Source organism: Populibacterium corticicola, from assembly GCF_042683685.1.
GTDB lineage: Bacteria > Actinomycetota > Actinomycetes > Actinomycetales > Cellulomonadaceae > Timonella > Timonella corticicola.
The window spans coordinates 347169-368539 of record NZ_JBHUOP010000001.1 but is presented as its reverse complement, the minus strand read 5'-3'; the positions used below and the strand labels follow the sequence as shown (position 1 = coordinate 368539).

At 59.5% G+C, this 21371-nt stretch carries 17 protein-coding genes; 10 read left to right on the top strand and 7 right to left on the bottom strand.

Annotated elements, in window-relative coordinates; all coding sequences use genetic code 11:
- Window positions 1-138 precede the first annotated feature (138 nt).
- From ACFSYH_RS01625 to ACFSYH_RS01615, 3 genes are all read right to left on the bottom strand, one after another.
- Window positions 139-1170: a quinone-dependent dihydroorotate dehydrogenase gene (locus ACFSYH_RS01625; RefSeq protein WP_377465226.1), complete on the bottom strand. Its 1032-nt coding sequence runs from the start codon at window positions 1168-1170 to the stop codon at window positions 139-141.
- A gap of 239 nt (window positions 1171-1409) precedes the next feature.
- Window positions 1410-1940 (bottom strand): hypothetical protein, encoded by a 531-nt coding sequence (locus ACFSYH_RS01620; protein ID WP_377464708.1) that lies wholly within the window; start codon window positions 1938-1940, stop codon window positions 1410-1412.
- A gap of 133 nt (window positions 1941-2073) precedes the next feature.
- A complete protein-coding gene (locus ACFSYH_RS01615) occupies window positions 2074-2415 on the bottom strand; it encodes a hypothetical protein (protein ID WP_377464707.1) in 342 nt (113 codons plus the stop codon).
- 70 nt (window positions 2416-2485) lie between these two features.
- On the opposite strand from ACFSYH_RS01615, the gene ACFSYH_RS01610 reads away from it, so the two are divergent.
- The gene (locus ACFSYH_RS01610) at window positions 2486-3958 is read left to right on the top strand and encodes a leucyl aminopeptidase (protein ID WP_377464706.1); all 1473 of its coding nucleotides are present in this window, start codon (window positions 2486-2488) and stop codon (window positions 3956-3958) included.
- Window positions 3959-4221: 263 nt separating this feature from the next.
- Here ACFSYH_RS01610 and ACFSYH_RS01605 read toward each other — a convergent pair whose 3' ends face one another.
- Window positions 4222-4581, bottom strand: coding sequence for an oxidoreductase (locus ACFSYH_RS01605; protein WP_377464705.1), 360 nt, complete (start codon window positions 4579-4581; stop codon window positions 4222-4224).
- 227 nt (window positions 4582-4808) lie between these two features.
- On the opposite strand from ACFSYH_RS01605, the gene lpdA reads away from it, so the two are divergent.
- The 3 genes from lpdA to ACFSYH_RS01590 all read left to right on the top strand — a co-directional run bounded on the left by lpdA (window position 4809) and on the right by ACFSYH_RS01590 (window position 9512).
- Window positions 4809-6194: a dihydrolipoyl dehydrogenase gene (gene lpdA, locus ACFSYH_RS01600; protein ID WP_377464704.1), complete on the top strand. Its 1386-nt coding sequence runs from the start codon at window positions 4809-4811 to the stop codon at window positions 6192-6194.
- A gap of 32 nt (window positions 6195-6226) precedes the next feature.
- A complete protein-coding gene (gene sucB / locus ACFSYH_RS01595) occupies window positions 6227-8443 on the top strand; it encodes a 2-oxoglutarate dehydrogenase, E2 component, dihydrolipoamide succinyltransferase (protein WP_377464703.1) in 2217 nt (738 codons plus the stop codon).
- A gap of 151 nt (window positions 8444-8594) precedes the next feature.
- Window positions 8595-9512 (top strand): TIGR01777 family oxidoreductase, encoded by a 918-nt coding sequence (locus tag ACFSYH_RS01590; protein ID WP_377464702.1) that lies wholly within the window; start codon window positions 8595-8597, stop codon window positions 9510-9512.
- Window positions 9513-9527: 15 nt separating this feature from the next.
- Here ACFSYH_RS01590 and ACFSYH_RS01585 read toward each other — a convergent pair whose 3' ends face one another.
- On the bottom strand, window positions 9528-10937 hold the full coding sequence (locus tag ACFSYH_RS01585) for a hypothetical protein (protein WP_377464701.1): 1410 nt from the start codon (window positions 10935-10937) through the stop codon (window positions 9528-9530).
- Window positions 10938-11130: 193 nt separating this feature from the next.
- Between ACFSYH_RS01585 and ACFSYH_RS01580 the strand changes: the two genes are divergently transcribed.
- The 4 genes from ACFSYH_RS01580 to ACFSYH_RS01565 all read left to right on the top strand — a co-directional run bounded on the left by ACFSYH_RS01580 (window position 11131) and on the right by ACFSYH_RS01565 (window position 14187).
- Entirely contained in the window at window positions 11131-11544 is a 414-nt protein-coding gene (locus ACFSYH_RS01580; RefSeq protein ID WP_377464700.1) for a hypothetical protein, read from the top strand.
- Window positions 11545-11671: 127 nt separating this feature from the next.
- On the top strand, window positions 11672-12355 hold the full coding sequence (gene lipB, locus ACFSYH_RS01575) for a lipoyl(octanoyl) transferase LipB (RefSeq protein ID WP_377464698.1): 684 nt from the start codon (window positions 11672-11674) through the stop codon (window positions 12353-12355).
- An 11-nt stretch (window positions 12356-12366) separates the two neighbouring features.
- Window positions 12367-13377 carry a lipoyl synthase gene (lipA, locus tag ACFSYH_RS01570; RefSeq protein ID WP_377464697.1) on the top strand — a complete coding sequence of 337 codons (1011 nt, stop codon included), beginning with the start codon at window positions 12367-12369 and terminating at the stop codon, window positions 13375-13377.
- Window positions 13378-13446: 69 nt separating this feature from the next.
- A complete protein-coding gene (locus tag ACFSYH_RS01565; RefSeq protein WP_377464696.1) occupies window positions 13447-14187 on the top strand; it encodes a DUF4191 domain-containing protein in 741 nt (246 codons plus the stop codon).
- 230 nt (window positions 14188-14417) lie between these two features.
- Here the strand turns inward: ACFSYH_RS01565 and ACFSYH_RS01560 are convergent, their stop codons facing one another.
- Window positions 14418-14867 (bottom strand): RDD family protein, encoded by a 450-nt coding sequence (locus ACFSYH_RS01560; RefSeq protein ID WP_377464695.1) that lies wholly within the window; start codon window positions 14865-14867, stop codon window positions 14418-14420.
- A gap of 249 nt (window positions 14868-15116) precedes the next feature.
- On the opposite strand from ACFSYH_RS01560, the gene glnA reads away from it, so the two are divergent.
- A complete protein-coding gene (gene glnA, locus ACFSYH_RS01555) occupies window positions 15117-16541 on the top strand; it encodes a type I glutamate--ammonia ligase (protein WP_377464693.1) in 1425 nt (474 codons plus the stop codon).
- Between the two features lie 259 nt (window positions 16542-16800).
- Window positions 16801-18108 (top strand): AI-2E family transporter, encoded by a 1308-nt coding sequence (locus ACFSYH_RS01550; RefSeq protein ID WP_377464692.1) that lies wholly within the window; start codon window positions 16801-16803, stop codon window positions 18106-18108.
- Here ACFSYH_RS01550 and ACFSYH_RS01545 read toward each other — a convergent pair.
- Complete coding sequence (locus tag ACFSYH_RS01545; protein ID WP_377464691.1) at window positions 18105-21347, bottom strand: bifunctional [glutamine synthetase] adenylyltransferase/[glutamine synthetase]-adenylyl-L-tyrosine phosphorylase; 3243 nt, start codon at window positions 21345-21347, stop codon at window positions 18105-18107. The two genes, ACFSYH_RS01550 and ACFSYH_RS01545, sit on opposite strands and share 4 nt — an antisense overlap.
- Window positions 21348-21371: the final 24 nt, after the last annotated feature.

Sequence of the window (21371 nt, the reverse complement as noted above, 5' to 3'; positions counted from 1 at the left end):
AGCGCAAGGACTCTCGTGTGAAATCCTCACACGAGAGTCCTCGACGCTTCACTCTGGTTGGCGGCTCCCAGACAAGAGCATGTTTCCATGCACTCTCCCTAACAAAAGTGCGCGAAAGTGCACTCTCGCTGAAAACGCCTACAGGCCAAGAAGCGCCCGGTTGATCTTACGAGCCCACAGTGGACCGTTGTAGATGAATCCGGTGTACCCCTGAACCAGGTTCGCACCCGCGTCAAGATAACGCCGCGCATCCTGAGCCGTGGAGATGCCACCCGAACCAATGATGACGTGCTCCGGGTTGAGGTTCTGACGTAGAATCCGCACAACCTCAAGCCCACGCTCAAGCTCGGGCTTACCTGATAACCCACCGGGACCAAGCTCATGGTTGATGGTCGTATTGACTGCGCCAACGCCGGCGAGCCCCAGTTCCTTGGCCAACTGAGCCACCGCACGAACATCGTCATCCGCAAGGTCGGGAGCGATCTTCACCAAGAGTGGCACCCGAGCCTTGTTGACAGCATCGGTCGCCGCGTCTGCGGCCTCACGCACGGCGGACAGAATAGGACGCAACGCGTCAACGTTCTGGAGATCCCGCAGCCCAGGCGTATTCGGAGAGGACACGTTCACCACGAGATAGTCCGCATACGGGGCAAGAAGCCGGGCGCTGTACGCGTAATCCTCCGCCGCCTCCTCTGCTGGAGTCAGCTTGGTCTTGCCGATGTTGACACCCACAAAGATCGAACGACCCTTCGGCGTCGACCGAAGCCGATGCAACTGAGCAGCCGCAACATCAGCGCCCTCATTGTTGAAACCCATACGGTTACGCAGCGCCTGCATCTCAATCTCACGCCACATACGAGGCTTCTCATTGCCCGGCTGAGCCTGCGCAGTGATCGTACCGATCTCAACAAAACCGAAACCCAGCATGTTCAAGCCACGCACGGCCTTCGCGTCCTTGTCGAACCCACCCGCCAGACCGAACGGTGCAGGAACCCTCCGCCCAAACACCCGCACGCCCTCACCACGGGTCAAATACGGGGCAAAGGCACCCTCGATCACACCCGCGAGAATCGGAGTCCTACCAACAACCGTGATCCCCGTATGCACCAGGTGGTGTGCCTTCTCCGGGTCCATCTTCGAGAACACATGCTTGAAAATCTGCTGGTAAATCACAAGAACCTTTTCAGTAGTAACGGGTGTCCTCGCACCAACTCGCTACGCTTCGTCAATGCCTACGGATTGACATCCAGCGGAAGTCATCAGTACTCATCGGTCAGATTCACGCCTACCGTCAACCTCCGCCACCAACTCGCTACGCTTCGTCAATGCCTACGGATTGGCGTCCGGCGGAAGTCATCAGTACTCATCGGTCAGATTCACGCCTACCGTCAACCTCCGCCACCAACTCGCTACGCTTCGTCAGTACCTACGGATTGACGTCCGGCGGAAGTCTTCCATAACCAGAATATGCCAACAAACGGCAGCACGAGCGGAATGTATCCGTATCCCTGACCAAAGTTGGACCATACCGTCTTATCAGGGAAAGCATCACTCGACACAAGAGTCGAAATACCCACAGCCAGCACGCCGACAGCCTCGAAAACCACCGCACCCCAGGCCACACGACGCCACACGCCACTGCCCTTTGCGAGTGCAACAGTCGCCACGATGTAGATGATTCCAGCGAGCAGTGACAGGGAGTAGGCCAGCGGAGCCTCATGACCGTGATCAATCAACTGCCACGCACCACGCGCCGTCGCCGCGATCGCCAAAATGGCATACACCGCCACGAGAATGCGTCCGAAACCACGGCCAGTCGATCCCACCCCGGACTCACGCCCCGAACTAGCATCCAACCGGTCGTTCAACCGTTCCTCAAGCGATTTCTTACCCTGCGGCTCATCCGAACCACTATCACTACTCGCACCGCTCAGCGACATAATCCTCTTTGGTCCCCTAGCTCAAACACCCGCATACACTCACAGTGCACGCAGGCAACAAACAACAAACCTGCCAACCACCCAGCGTACGCCTATCTAGAGGAACGCAACCGGATCGTCGGCAATAAGAAAATCAACCCCACAGCACAATCAGGCGGTACTGCAGGAAAATCACCGTGATGGCAGCCACAGCCAACACCACCGAACTCCACTTGGTACGTTCAGCGAAGGCCCACGCGGCAGCGCCTGGCAAGATGATCAAAATCGTGAAGACGTAACCCCAGAACTCCCACGTCTCAAGATCGCGATGCGAGGTCATGAGCACAATCGCACAGGTCACGGTCTGCACGAGCAAAACCGCCTCAACCACGCCTGCCGCAAACAACTGCTTCAAGATGACCGGCCGGTCCTTGGCCACAAACCACAGCGCCCACCCGAGCACAAGGGCCGCAGAGATGAAAACTAACGCGCTCAATACAGGAAACACACCTCGAGGTTACCGGAGCGAACCCGGCGAACCCAAAGACAACAGCTAGGATTGGGGGGTGGCTGAACTTACTTTTACAAACAAAGACCCAAAAGGACTGAAAGTCGAAGCCGTTGTACTCGGCGTTGATTCGGTCGATTCCACCCCAACCATCGTGGGACCAGCAAACGTTGACCTGAAGGCGTTCAACGACCTGAACCTCAAGGCACTCGGCGTCTCCGCGAAGGCAGACAGCGTATCGCGCGTTCCAGCGCCTGCAGGCTACGGTGCGGCGGCTGTCGTGCTCGTGGGCCTCGGCGAGAACCACAGCGGACGCGAGGAGCAGTTGCGCCGTGCGGCAGGTTCCGCGGCACGCACGCTAACTGACGTGGCGTCTGCGGCATTCGCCCTGCCTGCCGAAGAGGAAACCGAAGTTCTCGCTATCGCCGAGGGCGCGCAGTTCGGCGCATACGCATACCGCACCTACCGCACCGGTGAAGCCGCAACCTCGGGCACACCAGTCGGCTCGGTCCAGGTTGTCACTCCCCTCGCAGGCCAGGCGGCAGTGAAGAAGGGCTTGGCTCGCACCCAGGTCATCACACAGGCTGTGCACGGCACCCGCGACCTCGTGAATGCGGCACCAAACGACCTGTTCCCGGCTGCTTTCGCAGACATCGCGAAGACTGCGGCAAAGGGCACCGGCGTCAAGGTCACGGTTCTTGACGAGAAGGCACTGACCGCTGGCGGCTACGGCGGCCTGCTTGGCGTAGGCAAGGGCTCCACCCGCGGCCCGCGCCTCGTCAAGGTCACGTACTCCCCCTCCAAGGCGAAGCGCAAGATCGCGCTCGTTGGTAAGGGCATAACCTTCGACTCAGGTGGAATCTCGATCAAGCCAGCCGCTGGCATGGAGGAGATGAAGTCCGACATGGCCGGTGCAGCAGCAGTCCTGCACACTGTGCTCGCCGCCGCAAAGCTCGGCCTGAACGTATCGGTCACCGGCTACCTCTGCCTCGCAGAGAACATGCCGTCCGGAAGTGCAACCCGCCCATCCGACGTCATCACCATCCGCGGTGGAAAAACCGTCGAGGTGTTGAACACCGATGCTGAGGGTCGCCTGGTCCTCGCTGATGGTCTCGTCACCGCAGTCGAGGACGGCGCCGACACCATCCTCGACATCGCAACCCTCACCGGCGCGCAGATGATGGCACTCGGAAACCGGGTCTCCGCGGTCATGGGCTCCGACGGCACGGTCTCCGACGTCCTCGACGCCGCCCAGAACGCGGGGGAATCCTTCTGGGCGATGCCACTGCCCGAGGAATTGCGCCCGACACTCGACTCGCAGGTAGCGGACCTGGCGAACATGGGCCAGCGCTGGGGTGGCATGCTCGTGGCCGCTCACTTCCTCAAGGAGTTCACGGACGGGCGCCCGTGGGCTCACCTCGACATCGCCGGCCCCGCCTACAACAGCGGCGGTGCCTATGGTTACACCGCCAAGGGCGGCACCGGACACGGCGTGCGCACGATGCTGAAATTCCTTGAGAACGCATCGTAATCGCTAGGTTCAACAATGGCTGGGCGGCCTCGGAACTCCGAGGCCGCCCAGCCATTCTTTACGTCTGATCCGAGCACCTGCTCGCGGCGGACCGTGTGCTGGTAGGAGGGAATCGTCGTCAATTGGCGACGAATTCTCACCTATCCCGACTCGGCTCACCCACCGGTGCTTGTTGGTCAGACTCACACCTACCGTCAACCTCCGCCACCAACTCGCTAGGCTCGTCAATAGCTCCAGACTGACATCCGGCGGAAGTCTTCCAGTTACCGGTTTTTCTTGGCGGCGCGTTGCGCCGTATTCCAATCCCGCATGCGCTGCGGATAGCCCGTGAAGTTCACGTCATAGATGGGGATACCCAGTTCCTTCGCAAGCGTGTACCCCTCTTTGGGGTTGGGGATACGGCGACGTGTCCACTCCCCTGTGGTCGCGATGAGAAGCAACGAGGTCGGCTCGTTCGGGTTCGCAGGCTCCAGATACGCCTCAACGCCAACACGCGACGCATGGAACTGCGCGAAATGCTGGTACACGGCACGCTTGTAGTCGCCATCCGCCGGAGCATCCGGGGTGGACGTTGGTCCCGCCGTCCTAGACGAACCACCAAAAAGCCTCGAGAAAAAACCCATGCAAGGAAGGATACCCCTGTCCGCCCCATACGGGAGCGAACCAGCGATTATGCCCGTAGAGAAGGTCCCCTGGAAAGAAAAACACGGCACAGACACGAGAAATTCTGCCTATGTCTCAAGAATCACACGTGAAGTGGGACGAAAGGCAGTGGTTTGCGCTTTAGCAACCGCCCGGATAATGCAAAGATGGGACAGTACCCATATCTCTTGTGCTTAAGGAGCATAACGTGGCCGAAACTCACGGCACCGACTTCGACATTGTCGTCCTGGGCGGAGGAAGTGGTGGTTACGCCACCGCACTTCGTGCTGCACAGCTCGGACAGAACGTTGCACTCATCGAAGCAGACAAGCTCGGTGGAACCTGCCTCCACTACGGTTGCGTTCCCACCAAGGCTCTCCTTCACGCAGCCGAAGTTGCCGACAACGTACGCGAAGGACACCAGTTCGGTGTCAACGCGACCCTCAACGGAATCGACATGGCTGGCGTCAACAGCTACAAGTCGGGCGTTATCTCCGGTCTCTACAAGGGTCTTCAGGGCCTCGTGAAATCCCGCAAGATCACCCTCATCGAGGGCTACGGAAAGCTCGTGGCCCAGGATGCAGTCGAGGTCAACGGACAGCGCATCACCGGTAAGCACATCGTGCTCGCAACCGGTTCCTACTCGCGTACTCTTCCAGGCCTCACCATCGAAGGCCGCGTCATGACCTCCGAGCACGCGCTGGCCATGGAGCACGTGCCAGGTTCCGCAATCATCCTCGGCGGTGGCGTTATCGGTTCCGAGTTCGCATCCGTGTGGAAGTCCTTCGGCGCAGACGTCACGATCATTGAGGGCCTGCCACACCTCGTGCCAAACGAGGACGAGGCAATCTCGAAGAACCTTGAGCGTGCCTTCCGCAAGCGCGGCATTAACTTCAACCTCGGCGACCGCTTCGCAAACGTCACCCAGGATGCGAACGGCGTACACGTCACACTCGAATCCGGCAAGACCTTCGATGCCGAATACCTCCTCGTCGCAATCGGCCGTGGCCCACGCACCGCAGACCTCGGCTACGAGGCACAGGGCGTCACCCTCGACCGCGGTTTCGTCATCACCGACGAAAAGCTCCACACCGGCGTTGGCAACATCTGGGCAGTCGGAGACATCGTCCCAGGCCTCCAGCTCGCACACCGCGGATTCCAGCAGGGAATCTTCGTAGCCGAGCAGATCCTGGGCCTCAACCCTGCACCGATCGTTGAGTCCGGCATCCCACGCGTGACCTACTCCGAGCCAGAAATCGGTTCCGTGGGTATCACCGAGGCACAGGCCAAGGAACAGTACGGCGCAGACAACGTTGAGTCGATCGAGTACAACCTTGCCGGTAACGGTAAGTCCAAGATCCTCAACACCCAAGGTTTCATCAAGCTCGTCCGCAAGAAGGACGGCCCGGTCGTTGGTGTTCACATGATCGGTGCACGCGTTGGTGAACTCATCGGTGAAGGCCAGCTCATCGTCAACTGGGAGGCATACCCAGAGGACGTGGCACCGCTCATCCACGCACACCCAACGCAGAACGAGGCACTCGGCGAGGCATTCCTATCCCTCGCAGGCAAGCCTCTCCACGCGCACAACTGATCGCATCGCACTGCTAGAAATTTGGAGAGGTAATGTCCAACAACGTTGAACTTCCTGCTCTCGGTGAATCGGTTACCGAAGGTACCGTGACCCGTTGGCTGAAGAACGTCGGCGACACCGTGTCCGTTGACGAGCCACTACTCGAGGTATCGACAGACAAGGTCGACACCGAGGTTCCATCCCCATTCGAGGGTGTTCTTGAGCAGATCCTTGTTCAAGAAGACGAAGATGCAGAGGTCGGTCAGGTACTCGCGGTTATCGGCGATGGCTCCGGTTCCGGCGCTACAGCTCCTGCCGCTGAGCCTGCACCGGCACCCGCCGCCGAGTCTGCTCCTGTAGCGGAGACCCCAGCACCGGCCGCTGCTCCAGCAGCACCCACCGAAGGTGGCACACAGGGCGGCGAGGAAATCACTCTTCCAGCCCTAGGTGAATCAGTCACCGAAGGAACCATCACCCGCTGGCTCAAGAACGTCGGCGACACCGTCGAGGTAGACGAACCACTCGTTGAGGTCTCCACCGACAAGGTCGACACCGAGGTTCCATCCCCGGTAGCCGGTGTCATCACCGCGATCCTCGTCCAAGAAGACGAAGACGCAGAGGTCGGCCAGGTACTCGCAGTCGTTGGAGGCTCCGCAGCAACACCTGCCGCGCAAACTCCAGCAGCACCAGTCGAAGAGACCTCAGCACCAGCCGCAACACCCGCTCCTGTAGCGGAGACCCCAGCACCGGCCGCTGCTCCAGCAGCACCCGCCGAAGGTGGCACACAGGGCGGCGAGGAAATCACTCTTCCAGCCCTAGGTGAATCAGTCACCGAAGGAACCATCACCCGCTGGCTCAAGAACGTCGGCGACACCGTCGAGGTAGACGAACCACTCGTTGAGGTCTCCACCGACAAGGTCGACACCGAGGTTCCATCCCCGGTAGCCGGTGTCATCACCGCGATCCTCGTCCAAGAAGACGAAGACGCAGAGGTCGGCCAGGTACTCGCAGTCGTTGGAGGCTCCGCAGCAACACCTGCCGCGCAAACTCCAGCAGCCGCAGCATCACCAGCCCCTGCCGCTGAGCCTGCACCAGCACCAGCACCACCTACCCCGGCTCCTGCGCCAGCCGCTGTATCTGCACCAGCAGTTCCAGCGCCTTCCGCTGCGCCGCAGTCTGGTGGGGTTGTCACTCCGCTCGTGCGCAAGCTTGCAGCCGAAAAGGGTGTTGACCTGTCCACGGTAACCGCTACCGGTGAGGGAGGACGTATCCGCAAGGAAGACGTCCTCGCAGCCGCTCCAGCATCGAACGAAGAATCATCGGCATCTGAGGCAGTCAAGAAGAGTGGCTACGTCACCCCTGTTGTTCGCAAGCTCGCTGCCGAGAACAACGTTGACCTGTCCACTCTGTCCGGAACCGGTGTTGGTGGACGCATCCGCAAGGAAGACGTCCTCGCTGCAGCAGAGGCTTCCAAGGCCCCTGCCGCTGCACCAGCAACTGCTTCCGCTCCTGCGGCTCCAGCAGCGGCGTCGACCATCCTGCCAGTTTCGCCACTGCGTGGAACCACGGAGAAGGCAAGCCGCCTGCGTCAGATCATCGCCGAGCGTATGGTCGAAGCGCTGCAGACCCAGGCTCAGCTGACCACGGTGTTCGAGGTTGACATCACGAACATCGTGAACCTGCGCACCAAGGTCAAGGAAGCATTCAAGGCGAAGCACAACGCTAACCTCACCTTCCTGTCCTTCTACTCGCTTGCTGCGACTGAAGCGCTCAAGGCATACCCAAAGATCAACGGTGTGCTTGAGGACAAGACCATCACCTACCCTGGTTCCGAGAACATCGGTATCGCGGTAGACACCGAGCGTGGTCTGCTTGTTCCAGTTATCAAGGAAGCTGGTGAACTCGACCTCGTTGGTTTCGCTCAGTCGATCGCTGACCTCGGCGCTCGTACCCGTGACAACAAGGTCAAGCCAGACGAGTTGTCGGGTGCAACGTTCACCATCACGAACACCGGTTCGGGTGGCGCACTGTTTGACACCCCGATCGTTCCTATCGGTACCTCTGCAATCTTGGGCACCGGCACGATGGTGAAGCGCCCAGCTGTTGTTAAGGGTGCGGATGGTTCGGACGTTATCGCAATCCGTTACTTCACGCACCTGTCGATCTCGTACGACCACCGTCTCGTTGATGGTGCGGACGCTTCCCGCTTCCTGTCGGCTGTTAAGGCCCGCATCGAAGAGGGCAAGTTCGAGGACAAGCTCGGCCTGTGACGCCAGTTGCTGCTTGATGGAATAGTGCTTCCGTAAAACTTTGGGCGGTGAACCTTCGGGTTCACCGCCCAAAGTCGTTTCTGTGCGGGAGTTTTTATTCCAAACGTTGCGCTCACCATGCGATCTGCTGTGAGCCACGTATGATCGAAAGATGCCACACACACCCCACGTAGTTGTTTCCGGCGCCACAGGTCTTATTGGTTCGAAGGTTGTAGACGCACTTCTTGATGCGGGTTATGACGTGATCCGTCTGGTGCGTAGCGCCAAAACCGAACCGAATCCGCGGGTCATTGACTCGCTGTGGGATCCGAGTGCTGGGGTTATCGATTCCACTGTAATTGATGGCGCGTATGGGGTCATTAACCTGGCTGGGGCAGGCATTGGTGATCGTCGGTGGGATCGGATTGTAAAACGCGAGATCCTCGCGTCTCGAGTCGGCGCCACAACCACGCTGGTTAAAGCAATCACGAGTGTCCCAACCCCGCCGCAGGTGCTTGTATCGGGTTCAGCTACCGGATACTACGGTTTTCCGGATCAGATTGTCGACGAGACCTCACCTTCGGGTGACACCTTTCTGGCTGGCGTGTGCACGGCTTGGGAGCGCGCGGCTTCTGGCGCGATGACTGCGGGTACGCGGGTCGCGTATGCGCGCACTGGATTGGTGATGAGCCCCGAGGGCGGCGCACTGAAGAAACTGTTGCTCCCGTTGAAGTTTGGGGTCGGTGGACCACTTGGCTCGGGTGAGCAGCTGTGGTCGTGGATTTCGCTTGAGGACGAGGTTCGGGCGCTGGTGTTCCTTCTCGAGCACGATAAGGCGTGGGGGCCAGTGAACCTTGTTGCGCCGCAGACTGTCCCGCACCGCGAGCTTGTGGCGAAGGTTGCTGGTGAGATTCATCGTCCGCATGCTCTCAAGGTTCCGGCGTTTGCGCTGCGGGCAGTGGTTGGTGAGTTCGCTCAAGAGATAGTGAACGGCGTGCATGTCGAACCGACCGTGCTGGAGTCGTTGGGATTCGAGTACTCTCATCCTCGCGTTGATGCCCTTGCTCGTTGGATTTCCCAGCAGGTCTAGCGCTCCCCCATTTGTTTAGTCCGTGTCCGGTGCGGGTGTTGCGGAGTTGATACGCCACCCGGCGTCAGTGGCGTGCAGTTCCAGGGTGGTCCGCTCTGTTTCCGTGAGTTGTTCATTACGTTCCGCCGTGGCTATCGCATAGCTCATGTCGTACGACACCATGACCGTGCGGATTGAATCGTTATCACCTGACGCGGGATGCGTTTCGGCTTCGGTGACTGTGAGTTCTGACCCCGTGATCGTGATTCCGGACTCGCGCAGGTGTTGGATTCGGGACTGTTCCTCACGCTCGGCTTCGCTGCCCAGGATGTAGAGATGTGAAAGATCGACGGGTTCATCTGTACCGCTGGCCACGGCGATGGTTGCGAGGCGTTCAGTGAGCAGTTCCTCGATGGTGAGAACATCGAGTGGTGTGCTTTGCACATTGGAGGTCTCAGCGGCGTTCTGTTCTGCGACTGGCCCCTGCTCGGGTTGTTGCGCGAGCATCTGGTGGGATTGAACTGTCGATGTGAACTCGCTTTGTCGCGGGTTCTCTGGGTTGCCGCTGCTCGCCACCGCATTGGCGGCCAATGAGATGATCGCTGCGCAGACGAGGCTAATTGCCACAGCGACACCCGTCTTACGCCGACTCTCGCTGCGCTGTCGTTGCGTCTCCAAGGCAAGCTGACGTGACCAGGTTCCAGACGACCTGCTCTCCGCGCTTGTTGAGTCCGTTGGCCGCGGCATCTCGATGTGTGCACTCAATGCAAGCACGAAGTCACCAAGTCCAGTCCGTCCATCAGGTTGTTCGGCGACTGCGTTGAGGATTCCCCTCAGAACCGTGAGTTGATGGGTGAGCGTCGAGAGATGTTGGCCGATACAGTCGAGGTAGTTGCTGACGAGTTGGAATCCGCTCGGGTAACTACCGTGTTCCTGTACTTGGCCAAATGACAGGTCCGCCATTGCGGAGAGTTCAAGTTGTCCGTGCTCTCCGATCAGTACATGCCGTTCATCAAGTTCGAGTGGGTGTACCCCGGCGGTGGCAAGCCGAAGAATCACGGTACATAGTTCGCGTGTTCTGAGCGTGACTTCGATAACCGGGTCCTGTGCTTCTGCGAGATGCTCGACAAGGCTTCGGGCGGGCGTTACTGCGAGAGCACACAGGTCCTCGAGATCAACGCTCTGCCGAATCTGCTGAACACCGATATGTGGGGTGTGTGCCCCAACGGTTTCGATCATGTTCTGCCAGTGCTCACGTTGGGCATCTGCTTGCGTACCTGACCCCAGCCAAGCGAAGTGCACGTGTGCCGCTTCCTGTCTGCTGGTCAGGGCGTCAAACACGGGAATTGAACTGTCCCTCATGAAGGTTGGCCGCTGTAGCGGCACGCCAAGTTCCACACCTGACTGAATCAGCAGTTCAAGATCATCTTGAGTAAGGTTTCGCACGCATCCCACTCCACCTGAAATCTCGCTCATGTTGACCGTTGTCCACAGGGGCGCTCTACCCATGCCTAGGTGTCAGACAACGAACCGGAGCGGCACTCAATCTCCGCAATAGTCACGCTAAACCTTCAGCTCTAGACACGGCACGAATCCAAGACTGAAAAGGAGAAATGGTTACGCTGGGACAGTGAAGACCATGAACACGGCAGCGACCCTCTCAGGGATAACCGTTGCGCTCATCCTGTCTGGTTGCAGTGACTCCTACGCCGACGGCCTTATAGCGGAGGCCAAATCCAATTCAGAGATTTCCTTAGCAGCACCCAACGGCGCCGATTGGAGCAGTGGAATCATCGTCTGTCCGTATACCCCGCTGAACCAGATCCCCGAAGCCTACAGAACACGGTTCTCAGATGAACCTCTCCTTTCCGAAGGTTCGCAGTGGCTCGGGTTCACCACCACGCAGGGCATCGAAGTTGTCACGCTCTCAAGGTCAGAGCTCGACTTTTGCTGGTTCGACAATGCGATGGACTTCGGTCCCGGACATCAATGGGAGATCACAACAGATACAGACGGACGTCTAGTTGCGAGCGACAAACAACAGACTCAGTAGGAAGCCAGGGGTCTTGCTACTGCAGCATCCTTGACCGGAGGCCACCGTGTTCGCGAATGCACTCGTTCACTCATGACTTCAATCCCTCCTTAACGCAGGGATACGGTGATCCACATCGTGATACTCCTTGATCGGCATTAATCGGGCACAGTACGGTCGAATGGTGGAGATGATCTCGCTCGGACTAGGCACAACGCTGACCGCCTTCGGCGATGCGCTGGACCTCCAACGGCGCGTTCACAGCGAGGTCGCACACGGAAGTCGACCGCCAACGCTCATCCTCGTGGAACACGAACCGGTCTATACGGCTGGCCGCAGAACGCGCGCTATCGAATACCCGCAGCCACCTCTGACCGCCGTCGACGTGGATCGCGGTGGAAAGATCACCTGGCACGGCCCCGGACAACTCGTGATCTATCCCATCGTTCCACTCCCGCAACCACTCGATGTCATCGCCTACGTTAGAGCGCTCGAACAGTCCGTCATCGAAACGTGCGCTAACTTTGGTGTGACAGCACAGCAGGTGGCAGGACGATCCGGCGTCTGGCATCAGCCAAACCCTCAGATATCCTCGCCCAACAAACTCTGCGCAATCGGAGTGCGCGTCGCTCAGGACACCACGCTCCATGGGCTCGCGCTCAACTGCAACAATGACCTCACGCCGTTTACCCATATCACCCCGTGTGGTATCAGCGATGCTGGCGTCACCACGCTCAGCCACGCAGCGGGCACAACCATCACACCCACGATGGTGAGTGAACCACTGACGGACCGACTCGTCGTCAATTTCAAAGAACTTGGAATCCACTGAAGGAGAGCACCATGGTAGCCAACCCCGACGGACGAAGGTTACTGCGAATTGAAGCGCGCAACTCGGCCGTACCAATAGAGAAAAAGCCTGACTGGATTAAGACCCGCGCAGTCGTGGGACCAGAATACTCAGAGCTCAAGGGGCTTGTGCGTGGTGGGAATCTCCACACCGTCTGCGAAGAAGCGGGCTGCCCCAACATCTACGAGTGCTGGGAAGACCGCGAGGCCACCTTCCTCATTGGCGGTTCCCAGTGCACGCGGCGCTGCGACTTCTGCCAGATAGACACCGGTAAACCTGCCGAGTTCGACCGTGGCGAGCCGCTGCGCGTCGCCGAATCCGTGCAGCAGATGGGCCTTAAATACTCGACCATCACCGGGGTTGCGCGTGATGACCTAGTCGACGGCGGCGCCTGGCTCTATGCCGAAACCGTGCGCGAGATCCATAGGCTCAACCCAACCACCGGCGTAGAACTACTCATCCCTGACTTCAACGCCATCCCAGAACTACTCGATCAGGTAAACGAGTCACGACCCGAAGTGCTGGCCCACAACGTCGAAACAGTGCCACGTATCTTCAAACGCATCAGGCCAGCCTTCCGCTTCGAGCGTTCCCTGTCGGTACTCACGCGCGCAAGCGAAGCGGGGCTGGTGACCAAGTCAAACCTGATCCTTGGTATGGGCGAAACGCACGAGGAGATCCTTGAGGCGCTCGAGGCACTCCACGATGCCCGCTGCGACATCATCACCATCACCCAGTACCTCCGTCCAACGCCACGCCACCTGCCTGTGGAACGCTGGGTCAAGCCCGAAGAGTTCATGGATCTGGCTGAGGCCGCCGAGGAGATCGGTTTCCTCGGTGTCATGTCCGGGCCACTCGTGCGATCCTCGTATCGTGCCGGACGGTTGTGGGCTCAGGCAATGACCAAACATGGACGAGTCATCCCTGAGACACTGGAGCACCTCGCAAAAGAGGGCTCAGCCCGGCAGGAAGCATCGGCCCTTCTGGCAGGACGTGCGCAATAACACCCGTCGGTCTCTAAGCCCACGGGGAACATGGCCAAAGCCCTGCCGCAAACCGTTTAGAATGTGACTATGGCCCGAAAGAACACTCCAGGCGACGAGAACGTCGCACCTGCTGCCAAGCAAAAGAAGCCGAAGAAGCAACGCTGGTACCACCAGGTCCTCCAGGTCTACAAGATGACCGTCCAGAACGAGCCAAACGCTCGCTGGGCAATCTGGGGTGCCGCTCTCGGTGTCTTTGTGCTGTTCATCGCTATCGGGCTTGCATTCCAGTCCGTGGGCATGACCATCTACCTCGGAATCATCGGTCTGATGTTCGGTCTGCTTGCCGCCATGTTCGTACTCGCGCGCAAGGCTGAGCGCATCCAGTACGGGCTCATCGAGGGTGAACCGGGTGCCTCGCGAGCCGCACTTGGAACACTCCGCCGCGGCTGGACCATTCCAGAAGAGCCGATCGCGATCGATGCGAAGACTCAGAGTTACGTCTTCCGGGCAGTCGGTCGAGTTGGTGTTGTGCTCGTGACTGAGGGCCAGCCAAAGGCCACCGCCAAACTCGCCGCCGGTGAAGAGCGGAAACTCAACCGCATCCTGCCAGGCGTTCCAGTGCACACCCTGCACGTCGGTCACAACGAGGACCAGGTTCGTCTGCCAAAGCTCACACGTGAGATCAACCGCCTCAAGGGCAAGAAACTCAACCGTGGCGAACTCGCTGAGGTCAACAAGCGTCTCAATGCTCTCGGCCAGGTGAAACTCCCGATTCCAAAGGGAATCGATCCGATGCGTGCCCGCCCAGACCGTCGTGGCATGCGTTGATCCACTAGGTTTTCTTATACGTGTGGCCCGTTCCCTTGTGGGAGCGGGCCACACGCGTATGTTCCTTGGTCAGTAGTCTGGCGGGCGGCTAGAGAGGCCGCCGCACCCGCTCTTCTGGTGGAAACCGATGTTGCGGTTGTGTCGGCACCGTTACCGAGATTTATAGCAACACCGCCAACAGAACCGAAACATCGAACCGCCCTGTTACGGGAGGCGACCGAACGTTCGGGTCAGCGACGCACGATGATCGTCCGCGCTGCCTTGTCGTGCAGGCCTCTCCCCTGTGCATCCCATACCGCCGCGGGAATGACCAGACACAGGAGGAGCGTGCGTAGGAATCCGGAAACGAAACCGACAAACGCCATATCAGTCCCCTCCGGTTTGACCCGTAACCCGAACAGCCTATGTCCGATGGTGAAACCAAGAGTCGAGACAAACAGGAAGTGCGCACCAGCAAACACAGCGAGCGTCGCCATAGGAGCGTAATCGAAGAAAAGCCAGGAAATGGCCGAGGCAGCACCCCAGTCCACGATAAGCGCACCGATACGTCGCGACAGCGGAGCCAGCGACCCCGAACCGGAAACCGGAATTTCGAGGGCACGTGCGCGCTCGTCAGATGTAGGTGAGTTGCCCTGCGGGGTTCCCTCAAGCCAGGAACCAAAGTCTTTACGCCTCGTCACTCCTCGATATTACGAGATTTACATCCAAGAAACCGGGAAAGGGTCCGCTCAGTCTGCGAGATATTACCGGGTAGTAACGCAACTCACATAGTGTTGGAATGCGCCTGTAATCGCTGCCAATTTACTTACTGGTCTCATGAGTCTCACTATGTAACACAGGCGAAACAATCGGTACACCCCAAGGAAACTACAACCTCTTATTGTTTTAATCAGCCTAAAAATTTGGCTCCCCCGATCAAGGAGACTCGGATGTTTAAGACCGCCGAAGAGGCAATCGCCTACGTCAACGAAGAAGGCGTCGAATTCGTTGACGTCCGCTTCTGCGACTTGCCAGGTCAGATGCAGCACTTCAATGTGCCCATTGCTCAGTTCGACGAAGCAGCATTCACCGATGGCATGATGTTTGATGGCTCGTCGATTCGTGGATTCCAGGCAATCCACGAGTCGGACATGAAGCTCGTCCCAGACGTTACCAGCGCCTTCATTGACCCGTTCCGCAAGCGCAAGACGCTCGTGGTGAACTTCTCCATCGTCGACCCGTTCACCTCTGAGCCCTACTCACGCGACCCACGCACTGTTGCCGCAAAGGCTGAGGCATACCTGAAGTCGACCGGTATCGCCGACACCGCGTTCTTCGCGCCTGAGGCTGAGTTCTACGCGTTCGACGGCATCCGCTACCAGACCACTCCAGGCTCAACCTTCTACAACATCGATGCCAGCACCGCAGCATGGAACATGGGCGCCGAGGAAGAGGGCGGTAACCGCGGCTACAAGACCCGCATCAAGGGTGGATACTTCCCAGTCTCACCAAACGACCAGTTCGCAGACTTCCGTGACGAGATCTGCGCACGTCTCGCTGAGGTTGGCCTCGAGGTCGAGCGCGCTCACCACGAGGTGGGCACCGCTGGACAGCAGGAGATCAACTACCGCTTCTCCACCCTCACCTCCGCTGGTGATGACCTGATGAAGTTCAAGTACACGGTCAAGAACTCGGCGTGGGAGCAGGGCAAGACCGTCACCTTCATGCCAAAGCCAATCTTCGGTGACAACGGTTCCGGTATGCACTGCCACCAGTCGCTGTGGAAGGACGGCAAGCCACTGTTCTTCGACGAGAAGGGCTATGGCGGACTGTCCGACATCGCTCGCTGGTACATCGGTGGTCTGCTGAAGCACGCTCCAGCCGTACTCGCGTTCACCAACCCGTCCGTGAACTCCTACCGCCGTCTCGTCCCTGGCTACGAGGCTCCAGTGAACCTCGTGTACTCGGCTCGTAACCGTTCTGCCTGCATCCGTATCCCAATCACGGGTTCCAACGCCAAGGCAAAGCGCATCGAGTTCCGCGTGCCAGACCCAACGGCCAACCCTTACCTTGCGTTCGCGGCTCAGCTCATGGCGGGTCTCGACGGTATCAAGAACCGCATCGAGCCACCAGAGCCAGTGGACAAGGACCTCTACGAGCTGCCGCCGGAGGAGCACGCTCTCATCGAGCAGGTTCCCGCATCGCTCGATGCTGCTCTCGACGCTCTTGAGGCTGACCACGACTTCCTGACCGTTGGCGATGTGTTCCCCGAGGACCTCATCGAGACGTGGATCTCGTACAAGCGTGCCAACGAGGTTGATGCCCTGCGTCTACGTCCGCACCCTTATGAGTTCGAGCTCTACTACGACGTGTGATCGGGCCTGTCTGTATCGGTTGAAGTGCCCAATCGCTAGTGCTGATTGGCGACGAGTTGGCCTGTAGGTTGGTCAACCTCGCCTTGGGCAGAAAGCCGGAGGACTGTTTTTGGTCCGGGTGCACATACTTTGTATGTGCACCCGGACCTTTTTTGGCCCTTCGATGTAGTGAGTGGTGGCAGGCCAAGGCCCCATTATTGGATTAGCCTTGCTATGTGAGCTTTTTACGTTCACCTATGTCACGGTTCAGGGAGTCATCGTGCGTTTTCCTAAGTTGTTCCAGTCCACACCTTCCCCCGATCCGAAAAAGGGTTCGGGAAGGGCTGAGGCTGCGGGTCGTAAGTCTTCCGCCGCGGAGAGCACACAGCGTCACACAGAGGCGAATCAAGACCTCGCGGAGGCAGACGAGCACATTGAGGTTCGCACCAAGCGCGCCTACGCACAGCATGATCCATCCGATCTACCCGCATGGTTCACCTCACCACGTCCACCACGATGGTTTGGCCGCGCCCTGATGCTCACAGTGTTGACCGTGTTCGTCGCGATCTTCCTGTGGCGCGCAATGGGTTCTGTCACCGGAGTGTTCGTGAACCTTGTGATCGCGTTCTTCCTGGCACTCGTCATGGAACCAATGGTCCTGTGGCTGGTAAAACGCGGTTGGAAACGTGGGTTGGCAACAATGACGGTGCTCCTGAGCATGCTCATTGGCTCCATTGTGCTCATGGCGGTGTTTGGTCAGATGTTCGTTGAACAGACTGCGCAACTCATCGGTTCGCTGCCAGACCTGTACGAGACCTCAGCGAAGTGGATCGAGGGCAGGATTGATGTCGAGATCCCAGCGATGAACGACCTGCAAAAGCAACTGATCAACGAGTACGGTCAGAACGCAGCCGGTCAGGTTCTCGCCATCGGTGCTGGACTTGTCTCGTTCCTGTTCAACACCTCGGTCGTGTTACTCGTGGCATACTATCTGGCGGCGGCAGGTCCTCGTTTCCGGGCCTCGATCTGCGCGTGGGTAACCCCCAACCGCCAGGAGGAGTTCCTGCGCCTGTGGGAGATCACGCAACGTAAGGTGTCGGACTACATCAACTCACGTTTGATTCTGGCAGCGGTGTCATCGGTCTTCACGTACATCTTCTTGGAGATCATCAACATCCCGTATGCCCTGCCGCTCGCGATCTTCACCGGTGTGGTCTCTCAGTTCGTACCCACAATCGGTACCTACATCGGTGGCGCATTGCCGATCGTCTTCGCGTTGACCAGTGGAAACATCACCGGCGCGATCTTGATCCTGGTGTTCATCATCCTCTACCAGCAGGTTGAGAACCTGTGGCTGTCGCCGAAGATCTCCTCGATGGCACTCTCGCTCAACCCGGCGGTTGCGTTCATAGTGGTGTTGAGTTTTGGAGCCGTGTTCGGTGCGCTCGGAGCATTCTTGGCGCTACCTGTTGCGGCGACGGTTCAGGCAATCGCCTCCACCTACATGCAGCGCCACGAACTCATCGACTCCGAATTGCTCCGTGACCCAAGGCGGACCTCTGCTGGCAATACGTTGGCTGGGGACTAGTTTTCCTCGCCATAGAACAAACGCTCCATGACTTTCCGTGCTCTGCGAGCGGCGCGCAGGTATTCTTCTTCAACCGTTGACGCCTCGCCCACCGGATATTTGAGCACGCGGCCAACACCAGAGAGCGTTGCGCGATCCGCCGGCAAGACATCGGTGTGGGCTCCCTTGGTACGCCCTGTAAAGAGGACAAGGGCATCGCGCAGGTTTGAGGCAAACTGCCAGGCGCACTTGAGGATGTAGGTGTCTTCCGAGTCGATGACAGCCGCAGCCTCAGCCGCCTCGAGTCCGGCGATCGTCTCCGTGGTACGCAGTTCGGGGAACACGGCACCGTATTGGAGTTGCAGTAGTTGGACCAGCCATTCCACGTCGGAGATCGCGCCTCGTCCGAGTTTCAGGTGGCGGCTCGGGTGTACGCCGCGCGGCAGGCGTTCCGACTCGACTCGCGCTTTGATTCGTCGGATCTCACGCACATCGGATTGCTCCACCCCACCCGCGGGGTATCGCAGCGGATCGATCAACGACACGAACTTCGCACCCAGTTCGGTATCGCCTGCCACAGGGCGCGCCCGCAGGAGTGCCTGGCTCTCCCAGGCCACAGACCATCTGCCGTAGTACTCCGCATAGGAGTCAAATGACCGAACGAGGGGGCCGTTTCGCCCTTCTGGACGAAGGTCAGCATCCACCTCGAGCGGAGGTTCGGGGTTCGTCTCCGTCAGTAGTTTACGAACCATGACAGCGAGTTCCTGGACGTACGATCCAGCCTCTGCCTCTGTATAGCCCGGACGGGTCTCGTAGACGAACATGACGTCAGCATCGGACCCGTATCCCATTTCGCGACCACCCATGCGACCCATCGCGATGATCGCGAAGGCGGCAGGTTCGTCGTCAATGACACGGCCCAATTGGCCGAGCACCTGAAAGCGTGCGATCCGCAGCGCGCCGACGAGAAGCAGATCCGCGGCGTCAGTGATGCCGTGTGCGGCATCGCGTGGCGCAATATCCATGAGCAGCGAGGCGCAGGCAATGCGTGCAAGCTCACGACGGCGCACTCCCCTGATCGCGGTGATTGCCTGCTGTGGCTCATCCGAACGCGTGAGAATCGCGTCCATCTCAATTTCAAGCCGTTCCTTCGAGCGGATTGCGAGGTCTGCGTCGTCATCAAACCACGTGATTGCCTGTGGTGACGCACTGATCGCCTCGGCGACGTACGCCGAGGTCGACAGCACGAAGGCGAGGCGCTGCGCAGCAGAGCCAGAGTCACGCAGTAATTTGAGATACCAGTGCGTACTGCCCAACTCGTCGGACAGTTTACGGAATGCAAGCAACCCGGCGTCAGGGTTCGCCCCCTCAGCGAACCAGCCGATCATGACGGGCAGCAGTTGTCGTTGAATCGCGGCTCGGCGAGAGACTCCCTCGGTCAATGCCGTGATGTGGCGCAGAGCGCCGTTCGGATCACGATAGCCAACCGCAGCCAGACGTTCGGCCGCTGCCTCCGGGGCCAAGGCAGCCTCCTCGGCAGACAACTGCGCTGTCGCGGGGAGCAGGGGACGGTAGTACAGCGCCTCGTGTAGGGAACGAACCTCACGTTTCGTTGCCTTCCAGCGGGTCACCAACTCTTCGCTGCCAGCTCGGCGAATCCCGAGCGCACGCGCCATGACCTCCAGTTCGCTCTCGGAAGTAGGCATCAAGTGCGTCCGATGCAGTTTTCGCAACTGAATGCGGTGTTCCAGGGAGCGCAGGAAACGGTAGCAGGTCGCCAGGTGGGCAGCATGTTCGCGGCCCACATACCCGGCGGCGGCAAGGCTCGACAGTGCGGTAAGCGTGTTTGCGGAGCGGATCGTGTCGTCCATGCGCCCGTGGACCAGTTGCAGCAACTGAACGGTGAACTCGACGTCACGCAGTCCACCCTTGCCAAGTTTGATCTGGCGTTCGGCCTCCGCGGGCTTGACATGGTTCTCCACACGGCGGCGCATGGCCTGAGCATCCTCAACGAAGTTCTCGCGGGTCACGGCCTGCCACACCATCGGACTGATGCGTTCAAGATAGGCCGCGCTCAGTGCCGCATCGCCCGCGACGTGGCGTGCTTTCAACAAAGCCTGGAACTCCCAGGTCTTGGCCCACCGCTCGTAGTACTGCACATGCGACGCGAGAGTGCGAACCAGTGGCCCCTGCTTGCCCTCTGGACGCAGTGCCGGGTCGACCTGCCACAGGGCAGGCTCATTGGCGGGTCCAGCGCAGATAGCCTGGAGATCCATCGCGAGTTGGGCACCAACCGCGAGCGCCTCGGATTCATCTGTGTCACCGACAGGTTCGGCAACGTAGATGACATCCACATCGGAGATGTAGTTCAGTTCGCAGCCGCCGGTCTTGCCCATGCCCAGCACAGACACCCGTACCTCGCGGCCCTGTGTTGGGTGCTTTGCACGAGCGATGGCCAGAGCTGCCTCAAGCGCAGCGGCAGCAAGATCTGCCAATGCCTGTGCCACGCGTGGCATCACCTCCAGTGGGTCGTCCTGGCTGAGGTCGAACGCGGCGATGCGTAGCAGTTGGGTGCGGTATTCGCGGCGCATGGCGCACACGTACTCGGTGATGTCCTGTTCGCTGCGTTCTTGGTCGGGTCCCGCGACGGGGGCGAGATAGGTGCCTGCGACTGGTGTCCCTTCCGTGTGTCCGTCTGACGCCTCGGTATCTGAACTCGTACCTGCCGTGGACGACGCAGCACCCACGGCTTCCAGCAGACTCGACCGCAGACTCTCCGCGTCTGGGAGGTCGTTCGCTGAACTGATATCCACCAAATCCGCAACGAGTTCCGGACGCCGCACCACCTCGTCGAGAAGCGCGGTCGAATGACCGATCACTGAGAAGAACCGGCGCAGAGCGAGAACTCGTCCGTCGCTGGCCTGCGAGACGACGGGCACGCGGGCGGAGGCTCCAAGAACGGGCTGGGATGCCAGTGGTCCTTCGAGCAGCGAACGCAACTGCCCAAGCACTGCCCCGGTCGAGGTGCCTCCCGATGAGAGGGATTCAAGCACTCGGATTACGCCCAGGAGTCCTTGATCCGGGTCGGAGCAGAAGGCCAAGGCGTCGAGCAGTGCATGATCCGCTGAGATCTCGCCCAGTTCCGCCACGAGTGCCTTGTCTTCGCACAGGCGTCTGGCGCGAGTGACGTCCTTGATCCCGGCGCGGATGAGTCGGCCTGAAAGGGATTGGCTTCTCGCTTGGCGTGATGGGTCGGTCATGTGTGCCTTACATCGGTGGGAAGA

What these genes read in the sequence shown, in the direction of transcription:
- ACFSYH_RS01590 (WP_377464702.1), top strand. Translation starts at nt 8,595, where the DNA reads ATGCCACACACACCCCACGTAGTTGTTTCCGGCGCCACAGGTCTTATT.
- ACFSYH_RS01565 (WP_377464696.1), top strand. Translation starts at nt 13,447, where the DNA reads ATGGCCCGAAAGAACACTCCAGGCGACGAGAACGTCGCACCTGCTGCC.
- ACFSYH_RS01605 (WP_377464705.1), bottom strand. Translation starts at nt 4,581, where the DNA reads ATGGGTTTTTTCTCGAGGCTTTTTGGTGGTTCGTCTAGGACGGCGGGA.
- glnA (WP_377464693.1), top strand. Translation starts at nt 15,117, where the DNA reads ATGTTTAAGACCGCCGAAGAGGCAATCGCCTACGTCAACGAAGAAGGC.
- ACFSYH_RS01580 (WP_377464700.1), top strand. Translation starts at nt 11,131, where the DNA reads ATGAACACGGCAGCGACCCTCTCAGGGATAACCGTTGCGCTCATCCTG.
- ACFSYH_RS01620 (WP_377464708.1), bottom strand. Translation starts at nt 1,940, where the DNA reads ATGTCGCTGAGCGGTGCGAGTAGTGATAGTGGTTCGGATGAGCCGCAG.
- ACFSYH_RS01545 (WP_377464691.1), bottom strand. Translation starts at nt 21,347, where the DNA reads ATGACCGACCCATCACGCCAAGCGAGAAGCCAATCCCTTTCAGGCCGA.
- lipA (WP_377464697.1), top strand. Translation starts at nt 12,367, where the DNA reads ATGGTAGCCAACCCCGACGGACGAAGGTTACTGCGAATTGAAGCGCGC.
- sucB (WP_377464703.1), top strand. Translation starts at nt 6,227, where the DNA reads ATGTCCAACAACGTTGAACTTCCTGCTCTCGGTGAATCGGTTACCGAA.